18 protein-coding genes and 1 pseudogene are annotated in these 19,734 nt (G+C 35.9%); 2 read left to right on the plus strand and 17 right to left on the minus strand.

Annotated features, from left to right (window positions below; all coding sequences use genetic code 11):
* Nucleotides 1–120: 120 nt before the first annotated feature.
* The 11 genes and pseudogenes from PO903_RS18790 to PO903_RS18840 form a co-directional block, all read right to left on the minus strand.
* Nucleotides 121–1,053 carry a TIGR02452 family protein gene (locus PO903_RS18790; RefSeq protein WP_273594279.1) on the minus strand — a complete coding sequence of 311 codons (933 nt, stop codon included), beginning with the start codon at nucleotides 1,051–1,053 and terminating at the stop codon, nucleotides 121–123.
* A gap of 31 nt (nucleotides 1,054–1,084) precedes the next feature.
* Nucleotides 1,085–1,585: pseudogene (gene ybiA / locus PO903_RS18795) on the minus strand (riboflavin biosynthesis intermediates N-glycosidase).
* Between the two features lie 30 nt (nucleotides 1,586–1,615).
* The gene (locus PO903_RS18800; RefSeq protein WP_273594280.1) at nucleotides 1,616–2,542 is read right to left on the minus strand and encodes an NUDIX hydrolase; all 927 of its coding nucleotides are present in this window, start codon (nucleotides 2,540–2,542) and stop codon (nucleotides 1,616–1,618) included.
* Nucleotides 2,543–2,918: 376 nt separating this feature from the next.
* A complete protein-coding gene (locus PO903_RS18805) occupies nucleotides 2,919–3,248 on the minus strand; it encodes a hypothetical protein (protein ID WP_069328759.1) in 330 nt (109 codons plus the stop codon).
* Between the two features lie 121 nt (nucleotides 3,249–3,369).
* Nucleotides 3,370–3,945: a TetR/AcrR family transcriptional regulator gene (locus tag PO903_RS18810; protein ID WP_273594281.1), complete on the minus strand. Its 576-nt coding sequence runs from the start codon at nucleotides 3,943–3,945 to the stop codon at nucleotides 3,370–3,372.
* A 130-nt stretch (nucleotides 3,946–4,075) separates the two neighbouring features.
* Nucleotides 4,076–4,612 carry a GNAT family N-acetyltransferase gene (locus PO903_RS18815; protein ID WP_241669447.1) on the minus strand — a complete coding sequence of 179 codons (537 nt, stop codon included), beginning with the start codon at nucleotides 4,610–4,612 and terminating at the stop codon, nucleotides 4,076–4,078.
* Nucleotides 4,613–4,671: 59 nt separating this feature from the next.
* Nucleotides 4,672–5,685 (minus strand): NADP-dependent oxidoreductase, encoded by a 1,014-nt coding sequence (locus PO903_RS18820; protein ID WP_273594282.1) that lies wholly within the window; start codon nucleotides 5,683–5,685, stop codon nucleotides 4,672–4,674.
* Nucleotides 5,686–5,874: 189 nt separating this feature from the next.
* Nucleotides 5,875–6,954 (minus strand): alkene reductase, encoded by a 1,080-nt coding sequence (locus PO903_RS18825; protein ID WP_273594283.1) that lies wholly within the window; start codon nucleotides 6,952–6,954, stop codon nucleotides 5,875–5,877.
* Nucleotides 6,955–7,008: 54 nt separating this feature from the next.
* On the minus strand, nucleotides 7,009–7,761 hold the full coding sequence (locus PO903_RS18830; RefSeq protein ID WP_273594284.1) for an SDR family NAD(P)-dependent oxidoreductase: 753 nt from the start codon (nucleotides 7,759–7,761) through the stop codon (nucleotides 7,009–7,011).
* 225 nt (nucleotides 7,762–7,986) lie between these two features.
* Nucleotides 7,987–8,775 carry an SDR family NAD(P)-dependent oxidoreductase gene (locus tag PO903_RS18835; protein WP_273594285.1) on the minus strand — a complete coding sequence of 263 codons (789 nt, stop codon included), beginning with the start codon at nucleotides 8,773–8,775 and terminating at the stop codon, nucleotides 7,987–7,989.
* 558 nt (nucleotides 8,776–9,333) lie between these two features.
* Complete coding sequence (locus PO903_RS18840) at nucleotides 9,334–9,657, minus strand: hypothetical protein (RefSeq protein ID WP_273594286.1); 324 nt, start codon at nucleotides 9,655–9,657, stop codon at nucleotides 9,334–9,336.
* A 153-nt stretch (nucleotides 9,658–9,810) separates the two neighbouring features.
* On the opposite strand from PO903_RS18840, the gene PO903_RS18845 reads away from it, so the two are divergent.
* Entirely contained in the window at nucleotides 9,811–10,161 is a 351-nt protein-coding gene (locus tag PO903_RS18845) for a helix-turn-helix domain-containing protein (RefSeq protein ID WP_273594287.1), read from the plus strand.
* Between the two features lie 46 nt (nucleotides 10,162–10,207).
* On the opposite strand, the gene PO903_RS18850 is transcribed toward PO903_RS18845, so the two are convergent.
* The 4 genes from PO903_RS18850 to PO903_RS18865 form a co-directional block, all read right to left on the minus strand.
* Nucleotides 10,208–12,136, minus strand: coding sequence for a DUF3732 domain-containing protein (locus PO903_RS18850; protein WP_273594288.1), 1,929 nt, complete (start codon nucleotides 12,134–12,136; stop codon nucleotides 10,208–10,210).
* Nucleotides 12,133–12,645 (minus strand): three component ABC system middle component, encoded by a 513-nt coding sequence (locus PO903_RS18855; RefSeq protein WP_273594289.1) that lies wholly within the window; start codon nucleotides 12,643–12,645, stop codon nucleotides 12,133–12,135. The genes PO903_RS18850 and PO903_RS18855 overlap by 4 nt, the downstream gene beginning before the upstream one ends.
* Entirely contained in the window at nucleotides 12,627–13,766 is a 1,140-nt protein-coding gene (locus PO903_RS18860) for an ABC-three component system protein (protein WP_273594290.1), read from the minus strand. Before PO903_RS18860 ends, PO903_RS18855 begins: the two co-directional genes overlap by 19 nt.
* Nucleotides 13,767–14,037: 271 nt before the next feature.
* Nucleotides 14,038–14,997 carry an NADP-dependent oxidoreductase gene (locus tag PO903_RS18865; protein WP_273594291.1) on the minus strand — a complete coding sequence of 320 codons (960 nt, stop codon included), beginning with the start codon at nucleotides 14,995–14,997 and terminating at the stop codon, nucleotides 14,038–14,040.
* A gap of 178 nt (nucleotides 14,998–15,175) precedes the next feature.
* Between PO903_RS18865 and PO903_RS18870 the strand changes: the two genes are divergently transcribed.
* Entirely contained in the window at nucleotides 15,176–16,117 is a 942-nt protein-coding gene (locus PO903_RS18870) for a HEAT repeat domain-containing protein (protein WP_273594292.1), read from the plus strand.
* Nucleotides 16,118–16,207: 90 nt separating this feature from the next.
* Here PO903_RS18870 and cydC read toward each other — a convergent pair whose 3' ends face one another.
* Nucleotides 16,208–17,935 carry a thiol reductant ABC exporter subunit CydC gene (gene cydC / locus PO903_RS18875; protein WP_273594293.1) on the minus strand — a complete coding sequence of 576 codons (1,728 nt, stop codon included), beginning with the start codon at nucleotides 17,933–17,935 and terminating at the stop codon, nucleotides 16,208–16,210.
* On the minus strand, nucleotides 17,932–19,731 hold the full coding sequence (gene cydD / locus PO903_RS18880) for a thiol reductant ABC exporter subunit CydD (RefSeq protein ID WP_273594294.1): 1,800 nt from the start codon (nucleotides 19,729–19,731) through the stop codon (nucleotides 17,932–17,934). Before cydD ends, cydC begins: the two co-directional genes overlap by 4 nt.
* Nucleotides 19,732–19,734: the final 3 nt, after the last annotated feature.

A 19,734-nucleotide genomic window follows, 5' to 3' on the forward strand; every position in this document is an offset into this window, starting at 1 on the left:
TTATAAGTTACTTTCAAAAAATAAAAAGCATACCTTATGATGGACAAGCCACTTTGGTATGCTTTGAGATATATAAGACTTGAACTTTATCTATGGAGATTGGCTGAATCCATCCGCTCATTATAGTGAAAATACTTTCTCAAAAGCTTGAATAACATGCTTCTTGGGGGATCGATCATACACAGCAAAAACAATCTGTTTAAATAAGAGTGCATATTTTTCTTCTAGTAGCACTTGACGGAACCACGCTGCTACTTCGTGCGGATCATTGCGAAATACACCACATCCGAATGCCCCTAATACCAGATACTCGTCTCCCTGCTCTGCGGCTACAGCCAAAATATAGCGAATACGTTCTAACATCACTTCACCGATTCGATTTACATTTGCAGGTTCACGTTCTCTGACTACACCTGCATTAACAGCTGGTGCAGTAATCATAGATACTTGATAGGTCTGTGCTCTCAGCGAACCATCGTCTTCCCGAAAGACCGTTACTTGTGGTGAGTAGATCATATAGTCTGAATACAGACAACTTTTTTGCTTACGATTATAGTCATACATTTCAGTCATTTGAATCTGACTCGGATACAGAGAAGAAGAACGTGCTAGACTTTCTTCTTGCGCCTGACTTCCTCCTAGAAAGCCACCACCAGGATTACGTGCAGAAGCAAAATTGAGACAAGCGACTTTGTCACGTTGTTGTCTCATGGTGAGTTGTTCAACTGCTTTGAGCGTTGAATAAGGATTTACAATAATCTTTGACGCACAGCGCTCATCATCCGACAATGACGACTCTTCCGGTTGTAATAAATCTGCTGGATTTGGATTTCCTATATGAGTTGTATGTTGTAAAAGAGTGTTGATCTTTGCGACTACTTTTTCTTTGACTGTTGGTAATTTTTCAGGTGTATACAGAACAGAATGATTGATAGTATATTCAATCTCTGACTTGATCTCAATCTGTTTACCTGATAGTACTTTGTAATGACCTCGTTCTAAAATATCTAATGTTTCTTGCGCCCACTTGGAGCGAACTTCTCGTGATGTCATGATTGGCAACTCCTTACTTCTCTATTTCTAGTTAGACTTGAGACAATAAACCTTCTCGCAATTGTGTTAAAACTTCGCCTAGCCAATTCGTTCCCCGCCATGTTGCTCGCTGATGGATACGAGGATCATCTTCAGATAATCCAATACCCCAGATACGATCAGTTGGACTGGCTTCGACTAAAGTCTGTCCAGCTGTGGCTAACAGTACCAGTAATAATTCCGGGTTCTGCGTAAACTTGGCATGATTGCCACGGTATACGATATTTTTGGCTTCTCGATTCCAAAGCTCATCATCAAATCGTTGAATCTGTCTGCCTAACGCTTTTTGCTGACGTGGATGATCCGCTTATAAAATACGTGCAGCGATATCCCGATCACCGAATAATTGAGCTTTGCCATACATCATATATTGTTCTGCTGATGTAAATTGCTGCCCTTCCAACTCAAAAGAAGCTGGATACCATTGAGAGAATGGAGAGGCATCTCGGTAAAAAAATAAAAAGCGTTCAGATTGAGAGCTTGATCTACTCATTGTATGATTCCTCTTTTCTTGATCCAGACGTTATTTGATGACCTCTTCCCAAGCGGGACGAAAACGAAACAGTTGGGACGGTCGATGTCCTGCATCTTTGGTATATTCATTCGTAGCTATCACTTGTGAAGCGATTTTACGGCGAAATGCAGGTGCTAATAACTCTCGATCCAAAATAATTTCATAGACTTGTTGTAATGCAGATAATGTAAATAACGGTGGCATCAAATTAAAAGCAATATCGGTATACTCAATTTTGCTACGCAAACGTTCTACACCATAAGCAATCATTTTGGCATGATCAAAAGCGATTCCTTCGCTCTCTATTACTTCCCAGCGTACATCGTTAATCGTACCTCGATAGACATGAGTGACTCGAACCAAGCCAGATAATTCATGTTCGCCATGCTGTAAATGAATACGAATATCCCGCTCAATCTCGCATCCATCGGGTAAACGTACTTTCTTCTCTTGCATAATCTGATAATTAAGCTTAAACCATCTTGCATCGTCTGCGTCTTCTCCCGCTTGTACTTGCTGAGTTGTAGAATCGACCAGTGCCATATAAGAACAACTGATTACCCGTGTGCGAGGATCACGATTCACTTCGCCCCATGTGTATAATTGCTCCATATAGATGTGCTCTAGATTTGTTTCACTCCGCAATTCCCGAGCCGCCGCTTCATCCAGACTTTCGTCGATAGATACGAACCCACCCGGTAATGCCCACTGCCCCATATATGGATGTTCACCACGTTGAATCATCAGCAACTGCAATGACTTTTCTGGTAATTTGCGATAGTTATCTTGCTCTTGATTCATCACTGTAAAAATCAGCATATCGACTGTAGCTGAAGGTCGATCATATATACCAGCATCATATTGTTCCAGAAATTGTTCTTCTGTAAGACCTTTATGGTTAAGAATGGGCGTCGTATCAGTTGGCGAATCAGACATAAATATAACCTCCGTATTAGAATTAGCTATTATTAGTATTTACGTTTATTGGTTAAATGTGTTCAGCAAAATAAATCAGATATATGTTCGAATGATATTCACTTATTGTTATTAACATATAGTTATTATTAACTAAAATTACTCTCCAAGTCAACATTGATCATAAAATAAACCAAAAAGACTTTCTCTAGATAACAGAGAAAGCCTATAGTGCAAAATATCAAATCTACCGTTTATTTACGTTGATTACGCTTATTTTTACGATTCGTTTGGATCGTCATAAAACCAAAAATAATAAAGACTACTCCTGCACCTACAAGCATTTGTATCAAAAAATCCATTATTTCACCTCAAGCTTAGTCGTTATGTATACAGCTTACTTTACACTTAACCGATTACGCAGTACTTGCCACACTTTTATTAGAAAATATGCTGTAATATAGCAACCTATTAATGATACAAAAAAAGAATCTGTTTTAAAATATACTTTCTCTGTATGCATAGTGATAAACCATAGATTTTCATATCCTGTCAGATCATCACTTGTCTGCAATGTTAAAAAAGAAGAAAACTGACCAAACTGATACTGCTTTACAATATCTGAAGGGAAATTTCGTGTTATATGTACTCTATTAGGTATTAACATAAACAGTAACATCACAATTACAGTCACTAGCCAAACTCTTTTATGATCAAAAAAAGTCATATTGTCCTCCTTTTCTATCAAACGTGTAATATAAACATTGTATACCAAATAAAAAAGCCTGAAACATTATGACTCTCTCGCGATCGCAAATGGTTAGGCTATAGTTATAAGGTTAGATATTTCATTTGTTCAAAATCCTTAACGTGGTATCTATAATATCTGTTAATTTCTGCTGATCTACAGCTGTTTTCACTGTGGTACGTAGACCTAACCAGGCATTCATAAAATAGTGAGCCAGCAGTTCAGCATCAAGGTCTGCTTGGATCTCTCCACTTCCTTGACCTGCCACCAGTAGATCCAACAAACATTGTTCAGTGTGTGTATAAGCACCTTCTACTAATGCAGAGACTTCAGGATCGAGTGTACCTAATTCTACACCAGAATTCACCATTAGACAGCCTTTCGGTAATGCTTGATTATCAACCGTTGTCTCCAGAAATATACGAATGATATCTGTAACAGGAACTTGCTGTTCCAATAAATGTTGCAGTCGTTGGGACTGAAGAAGTTGATAGCGTTGTAGCGCTTGAATAAACAGCGCATGTTTATCTCCAAATGTATCATAGATACTTCTACGATGAATCCCCATCGTATCAACCAATTCTTGCATTGACGTTTTCTCATAACCTTGGGACCAGAATAGATACATCGCTTTATCAAGTACTTCATTAATTTCAAATTCTTTATGCCTTGCCATTGTGCTCACCTCGCTTATTTAGTATACATTGAAGTGAATGATCAGCAAACGTGAGATTGATCCCAACTCATTCCTAACAGAAACTGTTGAACCTTTAACATCATAGTATTAATCTTTTTAAATCATGATATTATTCTTCAAAATCCAGATAATAATAGATATCAGAATTGCCTCGTTCAGATGTAAAATGGTAATCTCTTGTATTCAAACCGCCGATCTCAAAACCATATTTTAAATAGAATTTATTTGCAGCAAGATTATATGATTGGGCAATAGTACTCAAGCCTTTACAATTTTTTTCTTTGGATACGACTATTCCCAAATCAAGCATATCTGTAGAGACACCACTTCTACGATAGTTTTGATTTACTTTCAGATCACTAAGATAACAATACTTATTCCAATGGATCTCAAACACAGCGAGTCCAACACAGATCTCCTGATCAAAGGCAGCTATAGCAAAACCATTCTGATAGATTTTGGCAAATGAATAATTTTCTTCTGGAAATGTTTTCTCCTGCGTCTGATCAAAGTACTTTTCTTGATACTCCCATTGATCATTAGGCTTGGTTACGACTAATTCACCGAATATCTGAAAGGTCTCATTAGGTAATTGCAAAGAATCTTTGGTTGCTTCTGTAATCAATTCAATTCTTATATGATTCAATTTGTAGCCTCCTTCGATCTCTAACTATTCAGCTTCCAGAGTCCACAAAACTGAACGTATCAGAATTGTATAATAACTTTACCTTTTGGTCGACCATTAGCTACAAGCTCTAACGCATAATTGATATCGTTGATCGTAAATGTCTGCGGATGAAGAAGTGGAACAATATGATTGGTTTCAACGATTTGAGTAATTTCTTTCAATTGTGTACTGTCTGAGCGGACAAAGATAAATCGATATTGTATGTCTTTCTTCTTCGCTTTGTTATCGTATCTCGCACCAACAGCACCAAAAAGCTTTTGTTTCCACCAAGGAAAGCCACGATCTTCAGCAAAACGTTTATTAGGCCCGGTACGAAGAGAAAGTAATCGTCCGCCACGCTTCATAATTTGTAATTCATTATCGAACTCTTCCGGTCCTAAAGCATCGATCACATGATCAATATTCGTTAGAACGTCTACATAATTTTCTTTCGTATAATCTAAATATTGATCTGCACCAATCTGTAACGTACGTTCGCGTGTCTGTGCATTGCCGCTTACAATAACTTTTAATCCCATAGCTTTGGCGATAGATACAGCGATTTGTCCAAAACTACCAGATCCACCGGGAATAAACACAGACTGCCCTGATTTTGCTTCTAGTTCTTCATGTAGCCCTTGATAAGCAGTAAGTCCTGTCAATGCTACCGCTGAACCTTCTGCATAAGACAAATTTTTGGGCATGGGTGCAATAGCCGCCGCATCTACAGCTACATACTCTGCGAATGCGCCTATTTTTTTCAAAGGTAACCGTGTATAAATATCATCGCCTACCTGAAATTCGTGTACATTTTTGCCTACTTTTTCAATCACACCTGCTAATTCATTACCGATTGTTAGTGGAAAAGGATAGTCTTGAATTAATTTGACACTACCTGTTATGATTAACATTTCTAGTGGATTCACAGCGGCAGCTTTGACTTTGACCAGCACTTCATGATCTTCAATATCTGGAATCGAAATCGTATTCACTTGTGCTTCTATTTGCTTGGAATACTTGCTGATCTGAGCAGCTTTCATTGTTTTGTTCATGTATGAGTACACATCCTTTTTAAATTCATTTTAGAATTTATGTTTTTAGTCGCATTATACAAATATATACTATTTATGTTAAATAATCCTATTTACACTTATTAAAATATTGAATAATAGAGAGCGTACATGGTTTAAATTGTACGCTCTCTTTAAGCAGATCAAAGGAATGACTGTGTTACTGTTTTTCTAATTCTTTTGTTTTTCTAATTCTTTTAACGTAGGATAATCCGTGTAACCCTCGCTACCTCCACTAAAGAATGCAGCAGGGTTTGCTTCATTTAGTGGTGCGCCTGTTTGAAGTCTTTCTACCAAATCAGGATTAGCTAATGCCCATACACCAACCGGTACAAGATCAGCTAGACCGCTATCCAGATCTGCACTTATATTTTCTAAAGTTCGACCTGCGCGATTAACCAATAATGGATTCGTCCATATAGATCGAATATCTTTTAACAATTCTTCATTTCCAAGGTGCATGATATGAAGATAAGCCAGATTGAATTGTGCTAATTCTTTGGTCAGGTAACGATAAAGATCAGGACCCTGTTCACCTTCTTCAATACCTCCAAGAGGTGTATGTGGAGAAATACGGAATCCTGTTTTGTCGGCTCCAATCTCCTCTACAATGGCTTGGGCAACTTCGATAGCAAAGCGAGCACGATTTTCGATCGAACCACCATATTCATCAGTACGTGTATTTGAATTTTCGCCTATAAATTGATTAATCAGATAACCGTTCGCACCATAAATCTCAACGCCATCGGCTCCAGCTGCAATAGCAGCCGCCGCGGCTTGACGGAACTCTTGAATCGTTATTTGAATCTCTTCTTGGCTCAACTCACGAGGTACAGGGATATTTTGCATACCATTTGCTGTAAACATGTCGACGCCAGGAGCAATTGCAGAAGGCGCTACGGCTTGACGATGATGAGGTGTATTTTCAGGATGTGACATCCGTCCAACATGCATCAATTGTATATAGACATATCCGCCTGCTTCATGAACAGAATCAATCACTTTTTTCCAGCCTGCGATATGTTGTTCTGTATAAATACCGGGTGACCATAAGTATCCTTGACCATCGTCTGAAGGCTGTGCTCCTTCTGTAATCAGAAGCCCCAAAGAAGCGCGTTGCGTATAATACTCTGCGGCTAACTCTCCAGGGGTACCATCTTCTTGTGCTCTACTGCGTGTCATCGGTGCCATAGCTAGTCGATGCTGTAATTCCATATTTCCTATTTTTGTGGGGGTCCATAATTTTTCCATTTGTATTCCTCCGATATTGGATAGGTTATAAGCTAAATGCTATTGATTTGATATTTAAAATTCTGAAATGACCGGGTAGATCGGTGCTGTTAAATTAAATTGATAGTTTGTATCGACAATACCTACAGTCTCTGTACCTTCATACAGATTCAACATAAATCCAGCCATTTCTTTTGCTGTGTGGTACTTAGGCATATTGGCTTGGTAATCATATTCTTCAATATCGTTTGAATTTTTCACAAAATCAGTTTCAGTGATCGCTGGAGCCAATACTTTAGCTTTTAGATGAGCCCCTTTGATTTCTAATTCTTTGGCAAGACCTTCTGTAAATGCACTGACATAATATTTAGAAGCAGAGTAAGCTACACTTCCGACAGCAATCGCATAACCAAGGGCTGAAGATACATTGATTAATTGAGCACCTTCAACATCTGCATAATCTTTGACATACAGAGTCGAAAGAATCGTTAACGATTCGATATTAACTTTTAACATCATTTCGACTTTGCTTAGATTCTGATCGACGATAAAAGAACCTTCGCCAAGTCCTGCATTGTTGATCCAAGTCTCAATTTCATAATTTTTCAGACTGTTATATAACGTATAGGCTTGCTGAGTAATAGAAAGGTCACTCTCCACGACTACAACATCTAATGCTGGGTAGAGTTCTTTGATTTTGGCTTGAAGTTCTTCCAGCTTCTCTACTCTTCTTGCTACGATAATTAAGTTTTTGCCTTTAGCTGCAAATGCCAATGCGCTCTCATAACCAATTCCTGAACTTGCTCCTGTAATCACAGTATATTTCATTATTATTTCTCCCTTTAATCGTATTTTGATAATTCAAGAACGATCGTTCTAAATTTGGTATACAACGTCGTCTTGGTCTAACTAAAAGTAAGCATATCATTTCTAGAACGATCGGTAAAGTATTATTTTTAAAAATGATATTGAGTATTTAAAACCAGTTCTTGGAAACACTCTAACGATTGCTGACATCATATACTTACTCTTCTGTATCTGAAAATACAACAATTAATGGGTATTTTTAGCTTGCGTTGATCTGACGAGATGTGTTGTCCATTTGCGTGGTAATAATCGGGGCATAAATGCCAATAGGCGATTGCGCACTCCCGGTATAATCAGTGTATCTCCTTTTAAAAATCCGCGATACCCTTCTTTGGCTACTTGACTAGAAGTCATAACTGAACCGCTTTTTTCCATTTGCGGAGCTTCTTCCATACCAGAACGATTGAAAAATCCAGTTGCTGTCACCCCCGGGCATAATGCTGTCACGGTTACACCAGTTCCACGTAGTTCATTTTCAAGTGCTTCTGTAAAAGATAATACATATGCTTTGGACGCATAATAGACAGACATAAGCGGCCCCGGGAAAAATCCAACAAGAGAAGATACATTCATGATCCCACCATGCCCTCGCTTCACCATATCCGGTAAAAATAACTTGGTCATTACGGTCAAAGCTTTGATATTGATATCAATCATATTCACTTCTTGTTCCAAATCCGTTTCTAAAAAAGTACCATACAAGCCAAATCCAGCATTGTTAATCAGATAATCTACGATAATGCCTTTTTCCTGAAGTTCTGCAAAAACAGCTTGCGGAACTCCTGTTACTGAGACATCTTTGGCGATAATCATTGAGTGTGTACCATGCTTTTGCTTGTAATCTTTCGCCATTTCTTGTAGCTTGACTTCATTACGTGCTACCAATACCAAGTTATAACCATCTCTAGCAAAAAGGTCAGCTAATTCTTTTCCAATCCCACCGGATACGCCTGTGATTAATACCGTTTTTTTCATTGTTATAGCTCCTATTCATATGATAAGTGAAAGTAAAACGTGTTCGTTGTATTCATTTATAAGTCTTTACAAAGGATAATGGTTGCTAACATAAAAATATAAGAATGATCGTTCTAAAAATATCAAAAAAATAAACTTTTCTTTGAATATCTTATTTGCGTACGACCATTCTTTAAATAGGGTTAGTTAGCGACTTTCTGATTTAAACTCTACCATATTGAGAACGATCGGTAAAGAAAAATATTTTAAATTTCTATGTGTTAAAGAATTGGATATTAAAAAGCCTTTAGCTCGTACAAGCCAAAGACCTCTCATCAATTATTGTGATTTGTAATTACATCCTGTGTTGGACTTTAATCTCTTTCTAATCAACCTGAACTTGCATTGCGAACTACAAAAGCTAATACCAACCATAGTATAAATAAGATGCCAATAATTACAATTTTAGAACGTTTGCTTCTGAACATGTATAATCTCCCTTTCTTTTTCGATCTAAAATTCAATTTGCCCACTATGTAAGTCTTCTCAAAAGCTTTAGTTATTGCCCTACTTATTCATTTATTTAATATTAATATCGAAATTACTTTCTTCCATATTATAGCATTTAGTTAGTAAAGTATACGCGGAGATCGTTTGCAAATGATGGACTACCTTTTCCAATTGTTCTATAGAATCTGTTCCATGAGCCACTTTCATATATTGATGGCTATGTACGGCTCTATAAATATCCTTATGATCTGTCGGTTCAATCTGTACCAGATGAATATGAGAATCTGCTGTATGTCCACTGCCTACGATAGCGTAATGATTGTCGATTAGAAGGGCTTTGTCATGATGATATTGCAAATGTTTTTCATGTGGAACGACCCAGATTTGTTTCATATGTAGATGTCCTCCTAAAATTAAATATGTTTAAGTATTATTATTATACTCTATTCTTAAAACAATTAATACTTATAAATATCATTTAATAGTACGTATATATTCCTTACACCTTTGTGATTTATTGTCTACTCTTTTAGAGAGGTGTTGTATATGGATGAGGTTTTGATTAAATTAGGAAGTAAAATAAGAGAATATCGCAATCTTAAAGGATTATCTCAAGATCAATTAGGAGAATTATGCGGATTTCATTTTTCTTATATTGGCGGAGTCGAGCGTGGAGAACGAAATATTACTATTGAAAATATTGCAAAGATTTCTAAAGCTTTAGATATTGAACTTTCTAAATTATTTGAATTTCATCAAGAAACAGATGAGAATAATTTAGAAGAAAAGCAAAATCTTTTAAATGAGTTAACCATCTTACTTGAGAATAAGAATGTCAGTCAAATTACTATGATAAAGAATATTATTAATGAGATTTTCAAGACTTTCTCAAAATAAAAAAGAGATACACTAGTATATTAGTGTATCTCTTTTTTATTCTCTTCTAAATTAATTTGTTATTATTTCCTCTCCAATTTTTACGAAGATACTTTTTAAAATTATACTCTTCAAGATCTAATTCACCTACATGGTCTGTAACAATAACTTGTGGTTTAAAACCAGTAGTTTCTGCAATTAAATCTATTTCCTCTAAAATTGTTTTATATACCTGTTCTACTTTCCGAATGTCATTAGATTTTTCCATAGCATTAGTGTATGTGTTTTCTGGAAAATAAACTTGGCTAGGTTGATCAAGAAATAAAATAGATGGAATAGTCGACTTTTCTTGTAAAGCAAAAAAATGAAGAAAACTAATAAATAAACTTATATGACATGCTAGCCAATTGGCTCCACTTCCCATTTCACTTAAATATACTGAAGTTCTATTTTTTTTATCATAATGATATAAATCAAATGTATCTAATTGAAAATTCATATTAGCTGGTCTAAACTCTTCCTCAAAATCCAATTTTTCAATAATTCGACTTATATTTTCATTTAAAAATTTATGTGCTTGTGACTCATAATTTTTTAAATTATATTTTAATATTAGTTCATTGAGTTCTTTAATTCGCATATCAATATTATCATTCTGATATAAATCAGAATGTTGCTTTTCTGCTCTTTTGCATTCTATATCGATTTCTGCCTTTGCATATATAACTTCATTATTTAATTCTTTGTCTTTTTTCCATCTTTCAGTTATCAACTCAATTTTATTAATTTCATTTGTAATTTTTCTAATTTTAATATTGATTTTATTTTTTTCTGAATTCAAGTTCCGAATTTGTAAGTAAAATTCATTTCCATGTCCTTTAACACTTGCTAACTCTTCAATAAGCCATTTTTTTGAATCTTTAAGAGATACAGTTTTTTGTGTTAAAGATTTGACTTCTTGTTTGCATACAGGACAATTGTACGAATTATGTTCATTTGATGAATGATTTAATATAGCTGTAAGTGACTTTAAACTTGAAGAATATGTTTGTCCATACCCCTGACTTAATTCAAGATTACTGATACTTGTTTCAATATCATATCTATTTTGTTTTAATTCTTCTCGTTTCTTTTTAAGATGGGTATACGTTCTCTCCATTTCATCAGATAAATAACTTTCTTTCGTGAAATCAGGTAAATTACTTCTTAATTTTAGTAATTTAGACAAAGAGAGATCATCTTCTAAATTACTACCAACTAGCATATAATATCTTTTAAATGTGTTTACTAAATCTTCTCGTATTCTTTCTTTCGATTTATTAAATAATATATCTAACTTTTCATTTCTTTTATGTTGTTTTAAAAGTTCATCTAATTCCAAACGGTAGTTATAATAATTTTGGTCTACCCACCCAGCAAAAACTGGAAATTGTTTAATAGTTTGTTCTCTCTTTTGAGAGTCTTCAAATCGATAAAATAAAGCAAATTTATTTGCCACTAAATTTTGATGTTGAAACATATATGAAGTCATGTTTCTTATGGTTGGTCTTGGTTCGTTTCTATTAGAATCAATGTTTTCGTTTGAATTAATAACAGATATCCCAAGTTCTTTCCCTAATTCAACTTTTGCCTGCTCCAAATTCATCACATAATTTTCATTAAAAATTTCCATAGCAATATCTTTAGCCACAACATTTTCTGAGGTTCGATATAAATACATTTGTTTCTTACCTTCGTTTTCAAATTTTTTTCGAGCTATGGCAAGTTCATACGTTGGAAATTTTAGAAGAATTACAAATAGATGACCGAATTTAGTAACTTCCCCTTTTGGAATATTAGATTTAGCGCTTCCAAAGCAGTAATCTATTATTTCTAACAATGCGCTTTTACCACTTTTTGATTCTCCAGTTATTATATTTAATCCATCAGTTAAATCAACATGTCTTTTTTCACCATATTCATTAAATATTAAAATTGATTTTATAAAAACATTCATGATAGTGTTACCCCCAGTAAACGATATACATAAGAAATATTCATTTTAGAACATATTACTCCTAAATAATATGCAGCTCTTAGAAATTCTCTTACATTCCTATTCATTACTTTTTTATAATCTAACTTTTTAGAGAGAACTATACATCCATTCTCATTCAATTGAATTTTCCCTTCGTTTGCAGCAACAATAATTGAATGATTAGTTATATCTGAAAAATAAAGAATTCTATTTTGAAGACCTCCTAATGCAATTGACTTTGCTATATCATCCACAAATAAACTTCTTAAAGTACTAGTATTTTTTGCAACAATTAATAATTTTCGGGAAGGAAGATAATAAACAATTGGTAAAACAATATAAATGATGTTATAAGGAATTTCAGCTTCTCCATAACCTGTAAGAAAAGCATGAATGATTTTACTTGTGAAAAATGGATTGTAAGTTATATTTTGTATATGATCTATATATTCAGGATAATCTTTCTTATCTATTTCATCATATGCCATGAGAAACCTCTCTCTTCAACCACTTTATGAATAATTCCTTTTTGAAAAAATGGCCGATTAGGATTAATTGAGCAATAATTATTTACTGGCATATCCATTGCTTTATCGTAAAGCCTTTTTGATTTTAAGATTATATCTTCTTGATCTAATTCGTCACAATCATCTTTAAAAGATAACTTATTCTCTTCTAGAGTCTCTTTTATGTCTTCTTGAAATTCACCTAAATCTACATTAAATATTGGATTTCCTATAGCTGAGTTTAAAATGGTATTTTGAGCTCTCCAATAATTAGAAATTGCGGTAGCGATTTTCTTATCGTATCTTATCTCTTCAATTTCCCTTACAAATTTCCTATTTTTAAAGTTTTCTTCTTCTTCTTTCGATATACTATTTTCTAAAGGTACTTTCAATCCACCTGAATTTTCGGTAAATCTATCTCTAATGTCACAAGCAATTGACTCAAAATACTCACAAGTTATTTCCCATTTATAAGGTTTACTAGTAGGCATAGTTAGAATATATCCCATTAAATATTTTACAAAAGATTGTCTATCCTTTGCTTTAATACTTTTAAAAAAACTATTTTTCATTATCTTTTTTTCTATACTTTCAATATTTGTTTGACTTGTATATATCTCTATTTTTTCAAGAATAGATAATATAATTTCAGTTTCTTGTTGAAATACAAATGTATATAAAGGTCGAAAAGTATCCTCTTTTGTTTTTTTTTCCTTTCCAATTTCTTTTAAAATTTTTAATCTTTCATCAGTAGTACTTGAATTCCATAATTCCAAACTACTTTTTGATCCAAATTCAGAAGTTGTATACAATATTAATTTTTTGAAATTCCTCATATTTTCATGATAAAATATCCAGTTTTTTAGAGTTTTCCAAAAATCAATGTTTCTATCATTTAATTCATGTTTTTCTGCATGATGTTTAACTTCCATATTTAATGAATTTTCATTAGATTCCAAAGATATATCTCCATATTTCTCAATTAAAATCGTTTCATTTTCTTGAAGATCAAGACAATAGGATAAAGCAATATAATAATGGTAAATATCACCTAATTTTGTTTTCGTATCATCATTTTTTTGTTTATTTAGATTTTTTGACAATTATTAATCACTCCTTTTAGTCTATAAGACTTAGTTCTTTATTCATCATTTAATTTCCTTCTTTTATTTATATTTATCTTTTTTGTAACTAATGGATTAATTTTATTTAGTTTACAAATTATATATTCGATTAAATTATTAAGTACTTATGCAATTTCTTTAATAAATATTTAAATTACAATATATTTGATACTAATTTTAACTCATAATAAAAATCCCCTTCGATAATGAAGGGGATACTTTTAAGTATTTGAGATCACATCAGTATGTCTTACTCAGCTACAGTAATTAGCACTTTACTCCGAACAGTTCCCACTTCTGCACGATGATGAAGTTCTGGAAGGTCTTTAAGTTTTACTTTTTCAGCAATGATAGGTTTGAGTACACCTTCATCGACAAGCTTCGCAATCTGAGCCAATTGTTCGCCACTTTGCTGAACACTCATATTGACTACATTCACTTTTAACTCTTTGGCTACTTTTTCATCTGCTGGGCTGGTGATGGAGACGAACGTTCCACCTTCGCGTAGTAAATGGAGCCAGTTACTCACTTCATTTGTACCTTCTGGCGAAAGATTGAAAATAAGATCAAGCTTATCTTCGATTCGTTCTTCGACCATTTCTTGATTGTAGTCTATCGTCTCATCAATACCCAGTTCTTTAAGCATAGGAACACTGGATTCGGATGCAGTACCGATGACATATGCTCCTTTCCATTTCGCCAATTGTACCGCGAATGTTCCGACTCCACCTGCGGCTCCAGCGATTAAGACACGTTGTCCACTTTCTAGCTTACCGTGATCGAATAGTGCTTGCCATGCTGTTAATGCACCAACAGGGATAGCTGCTACTTCGGGCAGTTTGATCTTTTTGGGTGCAGACGCTACATATTCTGCTTTGGTCGCCACATATTCGGCAGCTGCACCATTAGATAGAATATTCAGTAAAGCAAAAACAGATTCGCCTACTTTCAGATTCTTCACGCCTTTACCGATCTCAGTAATCGTACCGGATACTTCTACATTCGGAATATAAGGCAATTTATGAGGGAATGTTTCTTGCACGACACCCATTCGAATCAGATGATCCAATGGATTAAAAGCTGTCGCTGAAACTTTAATCAATACTTCATCCGCTTCAATCTTTGGCATTAGCACGTTCTCATAGTGCATTTTTTCACTATTGCCGTAAGCATGAACTCTTATCGCGTGCATCATTTCTGGAGCTGGCATATTGAACACCTCTTTGGTTTATTGAGTAGCACATTCCAATAAATAAGCGCTTACAAATATTTGCTCATTAGGTTTATCTTACGCTTAACTTTGATGTAATACAATGAACAATAAGATATACACGATGGATCGCCATTTGACGTATACTTGAAATATGTATTTTAAAGGAGGTTATTTCATGGAACATATCGATTACATACAGGATCTAGTCTATCGAATGAGTGTAAAAACCGATGAACATGGCCAAGCTGTAAGAAGTTCGGGCGATAGTGTAGGGTGGAAAGCTCGCAAAGAAGCCCAGCAATTGAAAGAAGAACATTGGATTGATATCGTAGACACGGTATGGACACAGACAACCCAAGTAGATGATCGTAAACATCTCTTTTTTATATGGAGTCATCTTGCACGTCATACTCAAGGCACAAGAGCGGTAGACAAAATGTTATTGTATTTCCAATCTATCCCTCCTCGTGAACAAATGATGCTTTTGCACACCTTTACCTATGTGCCCTTTGTTCCAGACGCTACGCCATTCTTATCTTTGTCTTATGCCAAAAAAGCTTCAGTACGTCATAATGCTATCGAAATATTAGGTCATTGTGATCGTGAAGTTGTTGGTGAACGCCTTATTGAACTATTATCGATATCCAAAAACCATCTTGATTTATTTTATATCCTTCTGGCTATTCAGGATGCAAACCTATATATTGCTGCTCCTTATCTGGTTCCTCATTTGCGTTCCAACAAAGTGGATATTCGTGCATTATGTATTCATATCTTATCTGCATTTGACGGTAAGCATTATCTATCTATTTTTGAACATCATTTAGCCAAAGACTTATCCTCTTCTGTCAAATGGAATGCTATGCAGGCTATTGCCAAACATGGTACTCCTTCTCAAGTCAAGCTAGTTCTTAAACGAGTTAAATCTATCGTTTCTAGACCTCGTGCAAGTAGACAACATCCTACAAGTGAGTTGATGTATGGTATATCTTTTCTCCATCGTGTGGCTAGCGACGATCCTGATGTTGTGAAATGGTTACAAGAAATCAGAACCACCAAGTATGATAATCTGTTTGAATATGAGCAAAAGTGGCTCGACGAATTATTGCCCGAGTAATATTGTAGTTACTTATTGGCTACTTATTGATATCCTTTTCTCAAGAAATCATGACTTCTTTACACATTACTTGAGAAAAGGATAAATTTTTTATATAGCCACTTCCCCGATCATTTGCCACTCCACTTTCTTCATTTCATAAAAGTATCCCTTTTTATCCATAAGTTCTGCATATGAACCGATTTCTACAATCTTTCCTTGATCCATCACCACAATCTGATCCATCTTTTCCAATCCAGTAAGACGATGCCCGATCAGAAGCAACGTGTCTTCAGCGCTGTGTGCCAAAATCTGTTGTAATACAGATTGTTCTGTCACGTAATCAAGTGATGATGTCGGTTCATCGAGAAGCCATAATCTCCCTTTGCGCAACATTGCACGTGCTAGAGCCAGTCGCTGTTTCTCTCCATCTGATAAGTTTTCACCTTTTTCATAGACGATATCGTTTAATAAAATATGAGGGAGTTGCATCTGATGCAGTACATGTAATAAGTGCTCATCCGAATATTCTTTATTGTCTAATAATAGATTGTCACGAATGGTTCCTCTAAAAAAGTGCCCTTGTTGTAATACCACATTCGCGTTCTGCCAAATACTGTTCTCATCCAGTTCCTTCAGAGCCACACCATTTAATCGTATATCGCCAGCTGTAGGGGTACGAAGCTTGAGCAACAAGTCGATCAATGTGGATTTGCCTGATCCGCTTGGGCCGACAATTGCTGTTTTGGAACCTGCATCTAGATGTAACGATACTTTTTGTAGTGCAGGTCTCCATTCATCTTCATATTGAAAAGTCACCTGATTCAGATCAATCGAGATGGCTTGATCATCTAACTCTATTCTTAGCAATGGTGCAGGTAGAGATGCCGAACTGCCTACTGTGTCTTGTAGACGTTTTGCGGCATGTTCACTATCTTGCTTGTACGCTGGTAATGTAGCCATCGCCGCTGCTTCTTCGAAAACGGTAAGTGAAGCCATAATAAGCATTGCTAGAAATACGCCTGCAAGTGCTCCATCAATAATTAAAAAAGCTCCTAGTGCCAGCACTCCCCACGAAATAAGATATGTTACAAATGTATGCATTGCTTGTCCACGTAGAAGATTCTCGGCTGCTTTTTGTTGTTCTTCTGTTAACGTAGCAGAAGTTTGTTGAAGCTGTTGTTCGCGCTGTATCAATTGTCCATAAATTTTCAAATCTCGAAAACCGTACAATACTTCGGTTACTTCTGTAGAAAATAAAGCTCGCTCTTCGCGAACACGTCCATTGATTTTGCGTTGTCCGAATAATACGATGGATGGTACCACCAAAGCTATTAATAGCATTCCTACTACAAATAAACCAGCAATCCAAAATGAAAAAGTAGACGTAAATATCATCGTTGCCAAAAATACGAGCACGACAATAATAGGCGGATATGCTACACGCAAAAAGTAGTTTTGTAAGCTTTCTACATCGCCTACGATACGTGCCAGTAGATCACCGCTTCGATTTTTGTTTAATATGCCAGGCGTTATTGGAATAAGCTTTGCAAAGAAAGCAGTACGTAATCGGCTAAGCATAGAAAATGTAGCTCGATGTGAATACAATCGTTCTGCATAACGACTTCCTGCGCGAAGCAGACCTAACAGCTTAACCATAGATGTAATAATAATCAACGTATATAACGGGGGCGCAAATACAGTCTGCGAGATCATATATCCACTTGCCGAGAATAGAGCGACTCCGGCGATACCTGCAATAAATCCACCCAGTATAGAAAGGATAATATCTTTGCGTTCTTGCAACATCGCTTTGGACATGATAGCTAACTCATTCATGCTATACCTCCTTTTTGTTGAACATTTACCATTTCAGCGTATAAAGGTAGACGATCTATAAGTTCATCATGACGTCCCGTATCTACGACTGCACCATGGTCCATAAATACAATTTGATCCGCATCTTGAATCGTATACAATCGGTGAGCGACTGTAATCATAGTTGCCTTTTGAGACAATAGTGCAATCGAACGCTGAAGTACCTGCTCGGTATGCAGATCCAACCCTACCGTAGGTTCATCGAATAAAATAATAGTAGGTCGTTTGAGAAAAGCGCGGGCTAGCGCAAGTCGTTGCTTTTCTCCCCCTGAGAGTCCTCTACCGCCATCTCCAATCACAGTCTCCAACCCTTGTTGCAACTGATCAATAAGTACCGTCAGCCCTGCTTCTTCAGCCGCCTGTTCAATCTCAGCTGTTGAAACCTGTCTACCTGCACCGATCGAGATATTTTCAGCAATTGTCCCTGCAAAAATATAAGGATGCTGTGTTATATAGCTAACCTGTCTGAACCACGCCGATTGTTGAGATTCCGATAATACTTTTCGATTCACCAACACTTCTCCTGAAGTAGGCTTTAGCAAGCCGGCAATCAAATGTAGCAATGTTGTTTTACCTGATCCACTTTTGCCCACAATAGCAATATGTTCTCCAGCTTCAAAAGAAATGTTACCAGTCTGAATTTCAAAAGAATCAGTACCATAATGAAAATGAACATCTTCCAGTTCAATGGATAAAGGTGTAGATTGATCTAAAGTGGTTGATGTATCTTGGGATTTCGTAATCTGCTGATTAGAAGCACTTGTTGATTGCCCGATGTCTTCTAATTCACTTGTTATCTGTGATTCAGCAAGCATCTGATCGACTTTGCGGATAGCCCCCATACTTGTACGCCCACTATGAAAAGCAGTACCTGTATTTTTTAACAGACTATAGAACTCGGGAATCAATAGTAGAATAAAAAAAGCTGTGTGAAACGCCATGGATTTGAACACCAGCAATTGCAGAGCCAGTTCCAGCGCTACAATGCCTATACTTAACATCACAATCGATTCCAGCATAAAGGTATTGGTAAAAGCAATCTTCAAAATACTCATCGTCGCATCACGATACCCTAGACTGCTACGTTCGATTTCTTGTTGCTGATGATTAGCCCGTCCGAATATTTTTAATGAAACAAGCCCTTGAAGCGAGTCTAGAAAAGTACCTGAAAATTCAGCGAGTTGTGTATATTTTTCTTCAGACTTATTTTTCGTTTTGAGACCTACTAGAATCATAAACAAAGGAATAAATGGCGCAGTACACAACAGAATCCAACCTGTATTGGAATGGAGGTAAAATGTAACGATTAAAATCAGAATGGGAATCATAGCCGCTTCCATCATTCGAGGCATATATTGGCTAAAATACTGATCGGCTTCATCTACAGCATCCAGAGCGATACTGACTTTTCCACCGGTCTGTCCACGAAGAGTTCTTGGCATCGAAGTATAGATCAGACTTTGTAAGACAGCAGATCGCATATTGGTTTTGGCACGGGCAGCCATATGTAAGCCTACTTTGCCATTGCTATAAAAGAGTAATGTACGTATAACCATCACTGCGAGCAACAGACCGAGCAGTGTGATTACGGATGAGAAAGAAGCTTTTTCTACAAAAATTCGCTGTACTACTTCAGCAAGCAATACCGCCTGAGCGATCATCGTGATACCTAGTACCAACGAAATCATAGCAAGGAGAGTCCTATTTTTCCGTTGCAACGACATTTGTTCACTGATGAGACCGGATGTTCTACTCATTGC

It is taken from the genome of Paenibacillus sp. PK4536, assembly GCF_028594455.2.
GTDB classification, from domain to species: Bacteria; Bacillota; Bacilli; order Paenibacillales; family Paenibacillaceae; genus Saccharibacillus; species Saccharibacillus nuruki.

What these genes read in the sequence shown, in the direction of transcription:
- PO903_RS18790 (WP_273594279.1), bottom strand. Translation starts at nt 1,053, where the DNA reads ATGACATCACGAGAAGTTCGCTCCAAGTGGGCGCAAGAAACATTAGAT.
- PO903_RS18800 (WP_273594280.1), bottom strand. Translation starts at nt 2,542, where the DNA reads ATGTCTGATTCGCCAACTGATACGACGCCCATTCTTAACCATAAAGGT.
- PO903_RS18805 (WP_069328759.1), bottom strand. Translation starts at nt 3,248, where the DNA reads ATGACTTTTTTTGATCATAAAAGAGTTTGGCTAGTGACTGTAATTGTG.
- PO903_RS18810 (WP_273594281.1), bottom strand. Translation starts at nt 3,945, where the DNA reads ATGGCAAGGCATAAAGAATTTGAAATTAATGAAGTACTTGATAAAGCG.
- PO903_RS18820 (WP_273594282.1), bottom strand. Translation starts at nt 5,685, where the DNA reads ATGAACAAAACAATGAAAGCTGCTCAGATCAGCAAGTATTCCAAGCAA.
- PO903_RS18825 (WP_273594283.1), bottom strand. Translation starts at nt 6,954, where the DNA reads ATGGAAAAATTATGGACCCCCACAAAAATAGGAAATATGGAATTACAG.
- PO903_RS18830 (WP_273594284.1), bottom strand. Translation starts at nt 7,761, where the DNA reads ATGAAATATACTGTGATTACAGGAGCAAGTTCAGGAATTGGTTATGAG.
- PO903_RS18835 (WP_273594285.1), bottom strand. Translation starts at nt 8,775, where the DNA reads ATGAAAAAAACGGTATTAATCACAGGCGTATCCGGTGGGATTGGAAAA.
- PO903_RS18840 (WP_273594286.1), bottom strand. Translation starts at nt 9,657, where the DNA reads ATGAAACAAATCTGGGTCGTTCCACATGAAAAACATTTGCAATATCAT.
- PO903_RS18845 (WP_273594287.1), top strand. Translation starts at nt 9,811, where the DNA reads ATGGATGAGGTTTTGATTAAATTAGGAAGTAAAATAAGAGAATATCGC.
- PO903_RS18850 (WP_273594288.1), bottom strand. Translation starts at nt 12,136, where the DNA reads ATGAATGTTTTTATAAAATCAATTTTAATATTTAATGAATATGGTGAA.
- PO903_RS18855 (WP_273594289.1), bottom strand. Translation starts at nt 12,645, where the DNA reads ATGGCATATGATGAAATAGATAAGAAAGATTATCCTGAATATATAGAT.
- PO903_RS18865 (WP_273594291.1), bottom strand. Translation starts at nt 14,997, where the DNA reads ATGCCAGCTCCAGAAATGATGCACGCGATAAGAGTTCATGCTTACGGC.
- PO903_RS18870 (WP_273594292.1), top strand. Translation starts at nt 15,176, where the DNA reads ATGGAACATATCGATTACATACAGGATCTAGTCTATCGAATGAGTGTA.
- cydC (WP_273594293.1), bottom strand. Translation starts at nt 17,935, where the DNA reads ATGAATGAGTTAGCTATCATGTCCAAAGCGATGTTGCAAGAACGCAAA.
- cydD (WP_273594294.1), bottom strand. Translation starts at nt 19,731, where the DNA reads ATGAGTAGAACATCCGGTCTCATCAGTGAACAAATGTCGTTGCAACGG.